The 15403-nt window shown below is 48.8% G+C and carries 5 protein-coding genes; all 5 read left to right on the forward strand.

What is annotated here, in order from left to right; translation table 11 throughout:
- Window positions 1-174: 174 nt before the first annotated feature.
- The 5 genes from ACOMHB_RS11705 (at window position 175) to ACOMHB_RS11725 (ending at window position 15266) form a co-directional block, all read left to right on the forward strand.
- On the forward strand, window positions 175-3843 hold the full coding sequence (locus tag ACOMHB_RS11705; protein ID WP_448216739.1) for a DUF4116 domain-containing protein: 3669 nt from the start codon (window positions 175-177) through the stop codon (window positions 3841-3843).
- 93 nt (window positions 3844-3936) lie between these two features.
- Window positions 3937-7539, forward strand: a complete 3603-nt coding sequence (locus ACOMHB_RS11710; RefSeq protein WP_448216740.1) for a PEP/pyruvate-binding domain-containing protein — start codon at window positions 3937-3939, stop codon at window positions 7537-7539.
- 180 nt (window positions 7540-7719) lie between these two features.
- Window positions 7720-11298, forward strand: a complete 3579-nt coding sequence (locus tag ACOMHB_RS11715; protein WP_448216741.1) for a PEP/pyruvate-binding domain-containing protein — start codon at window positions 7720-7722, stop codon at window positions 11296-11298.
- Window positions 11255-11605, forward strand: a complete 351-nt coding sequence (locus tag ACOMHB_RS11720; protein ID WP_448216742.1) for a hypothetical protein — start codon at window positions 11255-11257, stop codon at window positions 11603-11605. Before ACOMHB_RS11715 ends, ACOMHB_RS11720 begins: the two co-directional genes overlap by 44 nt.
- Entirely contained in the window at window positions 11580-15266 is a 3687-nt protein-coding gene (locus ACOMHB_RS11725) for a DUF4116 domain-containing protein (RefSeq protein ID WP_448216743.1), read from the forward strand. Before ACOMHB_RS11720 ends, ACOMHB_RS11725 begins: the two co-directional genes overlap by 26 nt.
- Window positions 15267-15403 lie beyond the last annotated feature (137 nt).

Raw genomic sequence — 15403 nt, forward strand, 5'->3', positions numbered from 1 at the left:
CTGCAAATAAGGCCTGACCGATTCAGAAAATGTGGACCAGTGCCAACCCTGTTGTTGTTTCTACTGCGTGCCTGAAGCTGACGGGGGAACTTTATAAAAACATGATTGTCAAACGTAAAGATAATCACCAGTCGTTGATTCATGGATGAATATTAACGTGAGAGGGATATCTTTATGTTACCTTTACCACCTGCAACCATTGGCAGATCAGATTTTCAAAGTCTGTCAATTGTCCCCAATCATAAGACTGAGGCTGATCGTTCAGCCAAAAAGTATCTTGGTGATCCTGAACCCGCTGGCGTTCCCGACACAAGGTCACTAGCCAGGCGAAAATGCAGCTCACCTGTTGCAGATCAGGCTGCTCATTGTTCTGTTGCCAACCGGGAACTGCTTGGTGGCAAGGGAATGTTTTTGCAGCGCATGAAAGCAGCCGGTTTGTCTGTGCCACCGTTTCAGTGTGTGACAACTCAGGTCACCAATGCGCTGGAACAATACCCTCTGGATAGCCAGCGTCTGGAACCCTGTTTCCCCGGGATCGGCAATGAACCGGAGGCGGAGATCAGTCTGGCAAACATCAGGGAACGCCTCAATGCGTTGCTGCCTTCAGAGCAAGCCAGAAGAGACAGCTGGCTGGCAGGTCTGGCGAACTTTATTGCCAGTGATGACTTTTATGAGCAGGTTAAAGATTCTGAAGCGGCCCGACACATCAGGGATCACGGACTATCAACATCAGGGCCGCTTATTGTCCGCAGTTCCGGCATCAATGAAGATAACTACGGCGATGCCCAGGCGGGCAAATACCTTTCGGAAGTTCAGGGAGATGAGGATATTTTGCGAACCTGTCTAAAGGTTATGGCCTCAGCTTACCGGCCTGAAGTCTGTTCCGAAGGCATACCGCAACCCATGGCGCTGATTATCCAGGAGTGTATTGACTGCCTGCACGGCGGAGTCGCCATGAGTTTTCAATCCTTTGATGATGATACCGTCAGGGTTGAGTTCACACGGGGGCAGCCCAGAGGGATAGTGGCCGGGCAGTCCGGTAACAGGCCCCATCGTATTGATATTTTTCGCAAGGAAGGCGCCGACAGCTATCAATACTTTCCCGGGACCATCTCGAATCATTACATCCTGCGCAAAGACAATAATGGCTATTCGGAAATAAGAATGGATGATGCCGATGCCCAATCAAACGACGTTGAACATCAACTCACTGATGACATGATTTCAGACCTCAGGGCGATGGTGACAAAGCTGGAAAAACTGTTGCTCTGCCCCGTGGATGTGGAGTTTGCCATAGACCATCAAGGTCGTCTGTTCCTGTTGCAGGTGCGTCCTGTCACCCGACTCTCCGGCGGCCTGGATTTCGCCATGTCCATACCCGAAGAGACCCTGGCCATTGGCGAGGGTGTCAGCGAAGGCTATTGCACCGGACCACTCTGGCTGGCTGAAGAACAAGCGGCAGGCTCTATGCCAGAGGGAGCCATTGTCGTGGCCCGACACGCTAAAGACTGGATGCTTGAGCACCGGTTCCTGGAGCGGGCAGGAGGCTTTGTTACTGCCACAGGCGGCTTCAATGATCATGTCGCGATCCTGATGAAACAGCAACGAAAAACCCTGATGCTGGCCGGTGACCAGTTTGAGTCCGTGGCCGCTCAGGTTGGCCAACAGGCGACGCTGGCCTGTGCCCGCTTTGAAGGTAAGCCCGGTGCCTTTATTGTTGCCGGTGACATGACCGGGAAACTGTTGAGTCACGGCATTCTATCCTCCGCTGTTTCTGATGAGCCTTCAGCAAAAGCCATCCCTGCATGGGATGAATTGTCCCTCTCAGAAGGCGCACTCCGTCAGGTCGCCAGCGGTTTTCAATGGCTCACGGATCAAAATGCCCGCCTGTTGGCATTTTTTGCCACCGGCGGCGGTCTGGATTGTCTGGCAAACCCGGTAAAACTGAGCATGTCGCCACAACGATCAAAGCTATTGGCAGAGACCCTGGACAGCGTAAATCGACTGGTTCATGGGGCTCAAGCGCTGCTGGATGGGTACGAGGCATTCCTGCAACTGGCTGTTAAGAAGAGTTCAGACAGAGTCGAGTCATTGCGGCAAGAATTACCGCTGCTGAGCGACCGGTTCGGGATGCTGAAACAGACCATTCAATCCGGGTTAGAGCGTATCACTCCTCCCATGCAAGCCGCTGAAAAAGAGAAGGTATCCCCGGTAAGCTTTCGTCAGTGGCTGGCAGACTGTCATCAGCTGCAATCCTGTCTTCAAGCACTCAACCCTAAAAGTGCTGAGCAGGTGCGAAGTGTCCATGAGCTGATTTTTGCCTTGCATCAGCGTTTTGTGGAGGCATTGGCACCGGTCACACTGGCTTCGGATCAGGGTGAGGTATCTACGGCAAATTACATTACTTATGTTGATTGCACGACACCGGGCGCAAAAACGCCGTTATTGAGACCGTCCGACAAAGTATCCATTGAAGAATCAGGGCTCTCGGGGACTGTCATCAGTATGGATACTGCCTTGATTGTTAACCTGAAGCTTGGCAGTCATATGAGCCTTGTCGAGCTGCTTGAAAACGCAGAGGGAGGTAAAGGACGAACCTTGCGGCTGAAATTTTCTGACCAGTTTCGGAGCCCTGATGGCAGTGATGAATACGGTAAGTTAAAACGTATGTGGTTTTTAGTGCAGCTACTGAAAACGATCAAGCTGGGTAAGGAGGCTGATAGCATGAAGCTGGGTTGTAACGCCGTGGCGGGTGAAATTATCGTCGAATACTCCGGCATAACATCATGCAAAGCCATGCAGGATGCCTTTGAAAAACTGATGATTGTGTTAAGTGATATGTCTGAGCTTGATATTTTCTTTACTGACAGAAAGACATTTGCAGAAAATCATTGGGATTTTAACTTGCTTGCACAACGCCTTAATTCCGATGCTATGACAGAAGCCGATAGATTCACCTTTCAATATTGTCTTTTCACAATGTATTATCTGCGTTTATGCCGTCTTGTTCCCGAATGCTGCCAGTTACTAAGCAACCACCTTCAACAGTTTGTTTATTATGCTGAGCAGTTAGGGGAGTGTCTGGCGTTAGTAAATTCCAAGAAAAAACCGGAGGATAGTCTAAGGGAAATTTTAATGAGTGTTGAGATTAGTGAGGATATCCGCAGGGAGCTCTTACATCATTTTTTATTGTCAAATCGCCATTACTCTATAGGACTGATTGAGTACTTTTATCCGCATTTGAGAGATCAATACTTTATTATCAAACCATCACGGGATTACACGCTGACATTTGATGTTCCACCGTCTCAGTCGCTTTCGGATATCAAAGGAACGGTGAAGAAAGCCCTGGTGAAAGATGGACTGGAATATGTCAGCCAACGGATTCGAAGTGATAAAGAGCTTGTATTAGAAGCTGTTACAGGGCATCCATCTAACCTGAAATATGCAAGTCAGGAACTGAGGAATGATAAACAGGTTGTCATAGCCGCAGTTACTCAGAGAGGCTGTTGTCTGATCGACGCCAGCTCGAAACTTCAGGATGATGATGACGTTGTCAAGGCCGCTATCAAACAGAGTCCAGATGCTCTGGAGTATGCCAGTGAAAGAATTCGAAGAGATAAAAGCATTATTAATAGTGTAATTAAACAAGGCGTTTGTCACTTGCGATATGCCAGTAAAACCTTGTTAAATGATCGCGAGTATATGCTTGACTTAATTGCAGAGTATCCTGGAGCTTTCAAACATGCGGCTTACAGGCTTAAAAATGATCAGGTTTTTATCGATTCAGCAAGGCTTGGAAACCCCGAAGTTGATAAATACGTCAGGTATTTTTTAGCCTGAATTATGAACTTTATAAAAATATTATTGTCAAATGTAAAGGTAATGACCAGTCGTTGATTCATGGATGATTATTAACGTGAGAGGGATACCTTTATGTTACCTTTACCACCTGCAACCATTGACAGATCAGATTTTCAAAGTCTGGCAATTGACCCCAATAATAAGACTGAGGCTGATCGTTCAGCCAAAAGGTATCTTGGTGATCCTGAAGCCACTGGCGTTCCTGACACAAGGTCACTAGCCAAGCGCAAATGCTGTTCTCCTGTTCAAGATCAGGCTGATCATTGTACTCCTGCCAACCGGGCACTCGTTGGGGGCAAGGGAATGTTTTTGCTGCGCATGAAAGCAGCCGGTTTGTCTGTGCCACCGTTTCAGTGTGTGACAACTCAGCTCACCAATGCGCTGGAACAACACCCTCTGGATAGCCAGCGTCTGGAACCCTGTTTCCCCGGGATCGGCAATGAACCGGAGGCGGGGATCAGTCTGGCAAACATCAGGGAACGCCTCAATGCGATGCTGCCTTCAGAGCAAGCCAGAAGAGACAGCTGGCTGGCGGGTCTGGCGAACTTTATTGCCAGTGATGACTTTTATGAGCAGGTTAAAGATTCTGAAGCGGCCCGACAGATCAGGGATCATGGACTATCAACATCAGGGCCGCTTATTGTCCGCAGTTCCGGCATTCATGAAGATAACTATGGCGATGCCCAGGCGGGCAAATACCTTTCGGAAGTTCAGGGGGATGAGGATATTTTGCGAACCTGTCTAAAGGTTATGGCCTCAGCTTACCGACCTGAAGCCTGTTCCGAAGGCATACCACAACCCATGGCACTGATTATCCAGGAGTGTATTGACTGCCTGCACGGCGGAGTCGCCATGAGTTTTCAATCCTTTGATGATGATACCGTCAGGGTTGAGTTCACACGGGGGCAGCCCAGAGGTGTAGTGGCCGGGCAGTCCGGTAACAGGCCCCACCGTATTGATATTTTTCGCAAGGAAGGCGCCGACAGCTATCAATACTTTCCGGGGACTATCTCGAGTCATTACATCCTGCGCAAAAACAATAACGGCTATTCGGAAACAAGAATCGATAACGCCGATGCCCAATCAAACGACGTTGAACATCAACTCACTGATGACATGATTTCAGACCTCAGGGCGATGGTGACAAAGCTGGAAAAACTGTTGCTCTGCCCCGTGGATGTGGAGTTTGCCATAGACCATCAAGGTCATCTGTTCCTGTTGCAGGTGCGTCCTGTCACCCGACTCTCCGGCGGCCTGGATTTCGCCATGTCCATACCCGAAGAGACCCTGGCCATTGGCGAGGGTGTCAGCGAAGGCTATTGCACCGGACCACTCTGGCTGGCTGAAGAACAAGCGGCAGGCTCTATGCCAGAGGGAGCCATTGTCGTGGCCCGACACGCTAAAGACTGGATGCTTGAGCACCGGTTCCTGGAGCGGGCAGGAGGCTTTGTTACTGCCACAGGCGGCTTCAATGATCATGTCGCGATCCTGATGAAACAGCAACGAAAAACCCTGATGCTGGCCGGTGACCAGTTTGAGTCCGTGGCCGCTCAGGTTGGCCAACAGGCGACGCTGGCCTGTGCCCGCTTTGAAGGTAAGCCCGGTGCCTTTATTGTTGCCGGTGACATGACCGGGAAACTGTTGAGTCACGGCATTCTATCCTCCGCTGTTTCTGATGAGCCTTCAGCAAAAGCCATCCCTGCATGGGATGAATTGTCCCTCTCAGAAGGCGCACTCCGTCAGGTCGCCAGCGGTTTTCAATGGCTCACGGATCAAAATGCCCGCCTGTTGGCATTTTTTGCCACCGGCGGCGGTCTGGATTGTCTGGCAAACCCGGTAAAACTGAGCATGTCGCCACAACGATCAAAGCTATTGGCAGAGACCTTGGACAGCGTAAATCGACTGGTTCATGGGGCTCAAGCGCTGCTGGATGGGTACGAGGCATTCCTGCAACTGGCTGTTAAGAAGAGTTCAGACAGAGTCGAGTCATTGCGGCAAGAATTACCGCTGCTGAGCGACCGGTTCGGGATGCTGAAACAGACCATTCAATCCGGGTTAGAGCGTATCACTCCTCCCATGCAAGCCGCTGAAAAAGAGAAGGTATCCCCGGTAAGCTTTCGTCAGTGGCTGGCAGACTGTCATCAGCTGCAATCCTGTCTTCAAGCACTCAACCCTAAAAGTGCTGAGCAGGTGCGAAGTGTCCATGAGCTGATTTTTGCCTTGCATCAGCGTTTCGTAAAAGCGCTGGCACCGGTCACTCTGGCTTCGGGTCAGGGTGAGATATCTACGATCAACGACATCACCTATGTTGATTGCACGAGTGCGGGCGCAGGGGCGCCGTTATTGAAGCCGTCCGACAAAATATTCATTGAAGGATCAAGGCGCTCAGGGACTGTCGTCAGTATGGATGATGCTCTGATTGTTAACCTGAAGCTTGGCACTCATATGAGCCTTGTCGAGCTGCTTGAACACGCAGAGGGAGGTAAAAAACGAACCTTGCGACTGACATTTTCTGATCAATTTGATAGATCTGATGATTTTGATATATCTGATGATTTTGATATATCCGGCAAGTTCCGGCGCATGTGGTTTCTGGCGCAATTATTGAGAGAGATCAAACTGGATGAAAATGCTGATAGCATGAAGCTGAGTTGCAACGCTGTTGCGGGTATAATGACCGTCGAATGCCCCCGAATGAAATCAACTCAAACCATGCAGGCTGCCTTTAAAAAACTGATGATTGTGTTACGTGCTTTGAGTAATTTGGATATTCGTTTGAATTACGGACCCATTTTTGAAGGAGGCCAGTGGGACTTTGACCTGCTTGCCCAGCGCCTTAATCGTGATATTGCGACAGAAGCGGATAGATTCGCCTTTCAACGTTGCCTTTTCTTAATGTCTTTTCAGAATAAAAGAGAGTGGTCCCATATTGCTCCTTGCTGTCAGTTATTAAGCAGATACCATCAACAGTTTATTTATTATGCTCATCGCTTATGTGTTTATTTTTTGTCATTGGAAAGTCGGGAAAAACCTGAAGAAACTGCGCGGGAAATCTTGATGAGTGATGAGATGAGTGAACAGACCCGCAGGGAACTCTTGCACCATTCTATATTATTTAATCCCATAAGTACTATTAGATTGATTGAGGAAGTGTATGACATCGGATATCAATGCTTTGTTATCAATCCATCTTGCAATTACAAATTGGAGTTTTATGTACCACCGGACCAGCCACTTGAGGATCGTAGAGAAAAGATCAGGAATGCCGTGCTGAAGCATGGATTGAAATATGCCAGTCAACGGGTTCGAAATGATAAATACTTTGTATTACCCGCCATTACAAAAGATCCCTTACAACTGCGAGATTTGAGTGAGGAGCTGAGAAATGATAGCGATGTCGTCAAGGCCGCTATCGCAATGTCTTCCATATTTCTGTTTCATGCAGGTGAGAAAGCCCGAGGGGATATAAAGGTTATTCGAGTGGCCATTGCTAAGAGTATTTCTAGCTTATCATTGGCCAGTGAAAAGATTTTGAAGGATCGCGAGTGTATGCTCGAATTAATTGAAATAAATCCTCAGGCTTTCAATTATGCTGCTTCCGAGCTTAAAGGTAATAAAGCTTTCATCAATGCAGCAAAACAAAGAAACCCTGAAGTTCATGAATTCCTCAGATAATCTGCGAACCAGGTCTGATCGATTCAGATAATGTTGACCAGTGCCAACCCCGTTGTTGTTATTTTTCTACTGCGTGCCTGAAGCTGACGGGGGAACTTTATAAAAACATGATTGTCAAATGTAAAGGTAATGACCAGTTGTTGATTCATGGATGAATATTAACGTGAGAGGGATATCTTTATGTTACCTTTACCACCTGCGACCATTGGCAGATCAGATTCTCAAAGTCTGGCAACTGTTCCCGATCAGAATACTAAGGCTGATCGTTCAGTCAAAAGGTATTTTGGCGATCCTGAACCCATTGTCATTCCCGACACAAGGTCACTAGCCAGGCGCAAATGTCACTCACCTGTCGCAGATCAGGCTACTCATTGTTCTGTTGCCAACCGGGCACTGCTGGGCGGCAAGGGAATGTTTTTGCAGCGTATGAAAGCAGCCGGTTTGTCTGTGCCACCGTTTCAGTGTGTGACAACTCAGGTCACCAATGCGCTGGAACAACACCCTCTGGATAGCCAGCGTCTGGAACCCTGTTTCCCCGGGATCGGCAATGAACCGGAGGCGGAGATCAGTCTGGCAAACATCAGGGAATGCCTCAATGCGATGCTGCCTTCAGAGCAAGCCAGAAGAGACAGCTGGCTGGCGGGTCTGGCGAACTTTATTGCCAGTGATGACTTTTATGAGCAGGTTAAAGATTCTGAAGCGGCCCGACACATCAGGGATCATGGACTATTAACATCAGGGCCGCTTATTGTCCGCAGTTCCGGCATCAATGAAGATAACTACGGCGACGCCCAGGCGGGCAAATACCTTTCGGAAGTTCAGGGAGATGAGGATATTTTGCGAACCTGTCTAAAGGTTATGGCCTCAGCTTACCGGCCTGAAGTCTGTTCCGAAGGCATACCGCAACCCATGGCGCTGATTATCCAGGAGTGTATTGACTGCCTGCACGGCGGAGTCGCCATGAGTTTTCAATCCTTTGATGATGATACCGTCAGGGTTGAGTTCACACGGGGGCAGCCCAGAGGGATAGTGGCCGGGCAGTCCGGTAACAGGCCCCATCGTATTGATATTTTTCGCAAGGAAGGCGCCGACAGCTATCAATACTTTCCCGGGACCATCTCAAGTCATTACATCCTGCGCAAAATCAATAATGGCTATTCGGAAACAAGAATGGATGATGCCGATGCCCAATCAAACGACGTTGAACAACAACTCACTGATGACATGGTTTCAGACCTCAGGGAAATGGTGATAAAGCTGGAAAAACTGTTGCTCTGCCCCGTGGATGTGGAGTTTGCCATAAATCATCAGGGTCGCCTTTTCCTGTTGCAGGTGCGTCCTGTCACCCGACTCTCCGGCGGCCTGGATTTCGCCATGCCCATACCCGAAGAGACCCTGGCCATTGGCGAGGGTGTCAGCGAAGGCTATTGCACCGGACCACTCTGGCTGGCTGAAGAAGCAGCGGCAGACTCCATGCCAGAGGGCGCTATTGTTGTGGCCCAACACGCTAAAGACTGGATGCTTGAGCCCGGGTTCCTGAAGCGGGCAGGAGGCTTTGTTACTGCCACAGGCGGATTCAATGATCATGTCGCGATCCTGATGAAACAGCAACGAAAAACCCTGATGCTGGCCGGTGACCAGTTTGCGACCCTGGCCGCTCAGGTTGGCCAACAGGCGACGCTGGCCTGTGCCCGCTTTAACGGTAAGCCCGGTGCCTTTATTGTTGCCGGTGACATGACCGGGAAACTGTTGAGTCACGGCATTCTATCCTCTGCTGTTTCTGATGAACCTTCAGTAAAAGCCATCCCTGCATGGGATGAACTGTCCCTCTCAGAAGGCGCACTCCGTCAGGTCGCCAGCGGATTTCAATGGCTCACGGATCAAAATGCCCGCCTGTTGGCATTTTTTGCCACCGGCGGCGGGCTGGATTGTCTGGCAAACCCGGTAAAACTGAGCATGTCACCACAACGATCAAAGCTATTGGCAGAGACCTTGGACAGCGTAAATCGACTGGTTCATGGGGCTCAAGCGCTGCTGGATGGGTACGGGGCATTCCTGCAACTGGCTGTTAAGCAAAGTTCAGACAGAGTCGAGTCATTGCGGCAAGAATTACCGCTGCTGAGCAACCGGTTCGAGATGTTGAAACAGACCATTCAATACGGGTTAGAGCGTATCACTCTTCCCATGCAAGCTGCCGAAGAAGAGAAGTTATCCCCGGTAAGCTTTCGTCAGTGGCTGGCAGACTGTCATCAGCTGCAATCCTGTCTTCAAGCACTCAACACTAAAAGCGCTGAGCAGGTGCGAAGTGTCCATGAGCTGATTTTTACCCTGCATCAGCGTTTTGTGGAGGCATTGGCACCGGTCACTCTGGCTTCGGGCCCGGGTGAGGTATCTACGGAAAATAACATCACCTATGTTGATTGCACGACTCCGGGTGCAGGGGCGCCGTTATTGAGGCAGTCCGACAAAATATTCATTGAAGAATCAGGGCGCTCAGGGACTGTCGTCAGTATGGATGATGCTCTGATTGTTAACCTGAAGCTTGGCAGTCATATGAGCCTTGTCGAGCTGCTTGAAAACGCAGAGGGGGGTAAAGGGCGAACCTTGCGGCTGAAATTTTCTGACCAGTTTCAGAACCTTGATGGCAGTAGTGAGCACGGTAAATTAAAACGTATGTGGTTTTTAGTGCAGCTACTGAAAGCGATCAAACTGGATAAAGAAGCTGATGGCATGAAGCTGAGTTGTAACGCTGTGGCGGGTGAAATTATCGTCGAATATCCCCGGTTACCATTACGTCAAACCATGCAGGATGCCTTTGTAAAACTGATGATTGTGTTAAAAGCTGTAAATAACCTCGATCTATACTTTCAGTCCGCAAATGTTTTCAAAGAATATTATTGGGACTTTAACCTGCTTGCACAACGACTTAATCCCGGTGTTGTGACAGAAGCCGATAGATTCGCCTTTCAACATTGTCTTTTCTCAATGTTTTATAAGTGTAGTTTTCATAGCATTACTCCCGAATGCGGCATGTTATTAAGCAACCACCTGCAACAGTTTATTAATTATGCCGGGCGGTTAGGGGCGTGTCAGATGCTGAGATTTTTCAGTAAAAATCCGGACGACAGACTTCGGGAAATGTTCATGAGTGATGAAATGAGTGAGAGCATCCGCAGAGAGCTCTTACATCATTTTTTATTATATAATCCCGAATGCGCTATTCGATTGATTGAGCAAGTGTATGAAATGGAGTATCAATTCTTTGTTATCAATCCATCTGACAATTACCTGTTAGAGTTTTACGTACCACCAGGCCAGCGGCGTGAGGATTGTAAAGAAAAGATCAGGAATGCCTTGCTGACGCATGGACTGAAATATGCCAGCCAAAGGGTTCGGGATGATAGAGACCTGGTATTACCCGTCATTTCAGATTATCCCGAAGAACTGCGAGAGTTGAGTGAGGCGCTGAGGGATGACAACGATATTGTCATGGCCGCTATCAAAAAGTCTCCCAAAGCCCTGCGTTATGCATCAGAAAGATTCCGAAACGATAAAAACATTATTCGAATGCTCATTGCTGAGAGTACTGATCCCTTATCATATACCAGTGAGGAGATATTGAATGATCGCGAATATATGTTGGATTTAATCGCAAAGAATCCCGGAGCTTTCCTGTTTGCAGCTTCCAGGCTTAAAAAAAATACGGCTTTTATCAATGCAGCAGAACAAAGAAACCCCAAGGTTCGTAAATACCTCTGAAAATCCTGATCATTGCCATCCCTGTTGCCAGTTTGTAGTTGCTTTTGCTACTGCGTACCTGAAGCTGACGGGTGAACTTTATAAAAACGCCATTGTCAAAGGGGGGGAAAGGGATATCTTGATGTTACCTTTTAATGAAGTGCGCAATAGGGAATTAGAAAGTTCAATTGGTATTAGTGGGAAACCAGAGAATGATAAGTACGTCGTCATGGCTGCGGTCACTTGGTATGGCAACGGGCTGGCAGATGCAAGCCCGGAGGATGAACATAAACATCAGAGGAATGTCTCAGTTACATGCCAATTTTGATCGTTCAAATCAGCAAATCCCGACAACCATTCCAAGTCAGAGTACCGGGGCTCTCAGTTCAGTTAACAGGGTCAACCCTTTAACCAAAAGATATTTCAGTTATCCGGGTGCCAGTAGCATTCCCTGCCCGATATCACTGGCCAATCGTGTCTGCCGAATACAGACTTCAGCTCCACTCAATCAGGCTGTTGACCAGCCTCGCCCCAACCGGGCACTACTTGGGGGCAAGGGAATGTTTTTGCAGCGCATGAAGGCAGCAGGTCTGACTGTTCCACCCTTCAAGTGTGTTACTGCTCAAATTATGAATGCGCTTGAACAATATCCTCTGGAGAGCCATCATCTTGCTCGCTGTCTCCCGGGGATTGTTCATCAACAGGAGCCTGTGACCAGCCTGATGAGCATCCGGATATACCTCAATGCCTTGCCATCTTCAGAACAAGTGAAAAGGGATATCGGGCTGGCGGGTCTGGCGAAATTTATTGCCAGTAATGACTTTTACGAACAGGTGAAAGATTCTGAAGCGGCCCGGCACATCGGTGAACTGCGCGCTCAGCTGGACGGACCATGGACACAGCCGGTGATGGTTCGCAGCTCTGGCATCAGGGAAGATAATTACGGCGATGCCCAGGCGGGCAAATACCTCTCGAAAGTTCAGGGAGAAGAGGATGTTGTGCGAACCTGCCTTGAGGTTATGGCCTCAGGTTACCGGCCAGAAGTCTGTCCCGGAGTTATACCACCCCCCATGGCGCTGATCCTCCAACAGTGCATTGACTGCCAATATGGTGGGGTCGTCATGAGCTTTCAATCCTTTCAGGATGATACCCTCAGGGTCGAATACACACCGGGTCAGCCCAGAGGTGTTGTGACAGGCCAGTCCGGTAACAGGCCTCATCGCATAGATATTTCTCGCAAAGAAAGCGCTGACAGCGCTCAATATTTTCCCGGAACGATTTCAAGTCGCTTCATCCTGCGCAAAAACACGAATAATAACGGCTATTCAGAAAAAAGAATTCACGATGCGGATACTCAATCAGACGACTTCAGTCAGCAACTAAGTGATGACACGGTTTCAGCACTCAGGGAGATGGTTACAAAGCTCGAAAACCTCTTGCTCTGTCCTGTGGATGTGGAGTTTGCCATTGATTATAAGGGGCGCCTGTTCCTGTTGCAGGTGCGCCCTGTTACCCGACTCTCTGGTGGCATGAGTTTTGCCATGCCGATACCGGAAGAGACTCTGGCTATCGGCGAGGTTGTCAGCGAAGGCTATTGCACCGGAGCACTCTGGCTGGCCAAAAAACAAAAGGCAGACTTGATGCCAGAGGGAGCCGTTGTCCTGGCCCACCACGCGCAAGAGTGGATGCTTGAGCCTGAGTTCCTGAAGCGGGCAGGAGGGTTTGTCTTTGATGAAGGAGGATTCAATGATCATGTAGCGATCCTCCTGAGACAGAAAGCAAAAACTTTGATGCTGGCTGCTGGCCAGTACCCGGCCATAGTCGCTCAGGACGGCCAACAGGTTACGCTGGCCTGCGCTCGCTTTAAAGGGACGCCCGGTGCCTTTATTGTTGTCGGTGACCATACCGTAAAACTGGCCAGTTACAGAACGCCATCCACTGCTTTTTTCGATGAACCCTTACCGAAAATCATCCCGTCACGGGATGATTTGTCCCCCCCTGAAGACACATTTCGTCAGGTCGCCACTGGCTTTAAGTGGCTTACAGATCAAAATGCCCGACTGCTGTCGCTCTTCGCCCCGGGTAGTGGCCTGGATTGTCTGGCAAACCCGGTAAAACTAAGTATGTCGCCACAACGGGCAAAGATACTGGCAGAGACCAGGGAGTGCGTAAATCGGCTGATTTATGGCGCAAAAGCCCTGTTGGAGGGTTACCTGGCCTTCCTGCTGCTGGCGCGTAAGAGCAGGGCACCCAAGGTCGGGCGATTGCTGGATGAATTACCGCTACTAATCAACCGGTTCGAGACGCTGAAACAGACCATCCGAGCAGAACTGGAGGCTATCATCCTGCCACTGGATGACGATGAAGATGGGAAGATATCGTTTCGTCAGTGGCTGGTCGCCTGCCACCGGCTACAATCCTGTCTTCAGGCACTCAACCCTTCAGAGGCTGAGCAGGTGCGGAGTGTCCATGAGCTGATTTTTGCCCTGCATAAGCGCTTTGTAGAGGCGCTGGCACCGGTCACTCTGGCCTCGGGTCAGGGCAGATTGTTCAAGGAGGAAGAAGTCGCTTATGTTGATTGCACGACTCCGGTTAGCTCGGGTGAAAGTCCTCCGCTATTGAGTCCCTCCTGCAAGGCATCCCTCAAAAAATTAGCCCGTCCGGCAACGGTCATCAGTATGGATGATGCCTTGATTGTGAACCTTAAGTTAGGACATCACCTGGCGCTTATCGAGCTGCTTGAAAACGCAGAGGGGGGTAAAGGACGAACCTTGCGGCTGAAATTTTCTGACGAGTTTGATGCCATTGATGGCACTGATGCACCCGGCAAATTGAAACGTATGTGGTTTCTGGTGCAATTACTGAAAACGATCGAACTGGATAAAAATGCTGCTGGTATGAAGCTCAGTAGCAACGCCGTAGCGGGAGAAATTATTGTCGAATACACCCGAATGACATCACGTCAAACCATGCAGGCTGCCTTTGAAAAACTGATGACAGCTTTGCATGCTATTCAGGATATGGATATTTATTTAGAAGACTGCAGCCTTTTTGAAGGGGATCAGTGGAATTTTGATTTGCTTGCGCAACGTCTTGATAGAGACTCAGCCACAGAAGCTGATAGATTTGCCTTTCAACATTGTCTTTTCTCAACGATTTATGACTATTCCACGATGACTCCCGATTGTTGCCAGTTATTAAGTAAACAACACCAACAATTTATTGATTATGTTCAACGGTTAGAAGAGTGGTGGAGAAAGTCGGAGAACCATTTTCGGGAAGTGTTAATGAGTAATGAGATCAGTGAAGACACCCGCAGGGAGCTTTTACATCATCTGTTATTGATAGATGCCCAAAACGCTATGCCATTGGTTGAGGCTGTTTATCCCGATTTGAGAGACCAATACTATATTGTAAAACCATCAGCCTGCAGTTATAGCCTGGAGTTTGATGTTCCATCAGGTCAGTCGCTTCCGGAAGATAGAGAAAAGGTCAAGAGTTTCTTTCTGAAATATGGGCTGGAATACGCCAGCCAACGGGCTCAAAAAGATAAACATCTGGTATTAGCCATCACTGCAGCACATCCGCATAACCTGAAGTATTTGAGTGAAGAACTGAAAAGTGATAAAGAGGTCGTCCTGGCCGCTGTCACTGGAGATGGCGGTCTGCTGGAATATGCCAGCTCGGGACTTCAGGATGATGATGAGGTTGTCATTGCTGCTATCGCACAGTATCCAGGCGCTTTTAAGTACGCAAGTCCAAGAATACGAAGCGATAAAAACATGATTAAAATCTTGATAGCTGATGATATCACTCACTTAAGACATGCCCATAGAGCGGTATTTCATGATCGCGAGTATATGCTGGACTTAATTCAGGAATATCCTCTGGCTTTCGAATATGCTGCCTACAGACTTCAAGAGGATGAGGACTTTATTGATGCAGCAGTCCAAAAAAATTGCGAAGTTCTTAAATACATAGGCAAGTAAGAAGTTCGGAATGCTCCATTTTTTATCCTGATTAAGCTCTGTGCTTGAAGCGAATGGCGGAACTCTATAAAAATTCTCTTGTCAAATCAAAGGTAAGTAGCTAACCAGTAGGTTTCGTATATTCTGGACGGCGGCTT

Source organism: Endozoicomonas sp. 2B-B, assembly GCF_053470045.1.

Coding starts and splice junctions, on each gene's coding strand:
- ACOMHB_RS11705 (WP_448216739.1), top strand. CDS start 175: ATGTTACCTTTACCACCTGCAACCATTGGCAGATCAGATTTTCAAAGT.
- ACOMHB_RS11710 (WP_448216740.1), top strand. CDS start 3,937: ATGTTACCTTTACCACCTGCAACCATTGACAGATCAGATTTTCAAAGT.
- ACOMHB_RS11715 (WP_448216741.1), top strand. CDS start 7,720: ATGTTACCTTTACCACCTGCGACCATTGGCAGATCAGATTCTCAAAGT.
- ACOMHB_RS11720 (WP_448216742.1), top strand. CDS start 11,255: ATGCAGCAGAACAAAGAAACCCCAAGGTTCGTAAATACCTCTGAAAAT.
- ACOMHB_RS11725 (WP_448216743.1), top strand. CDS start 11,580: ATGTCTCAGTTACATGCCAATTTTGATCGTTCAAATCAGCAAATCCCG.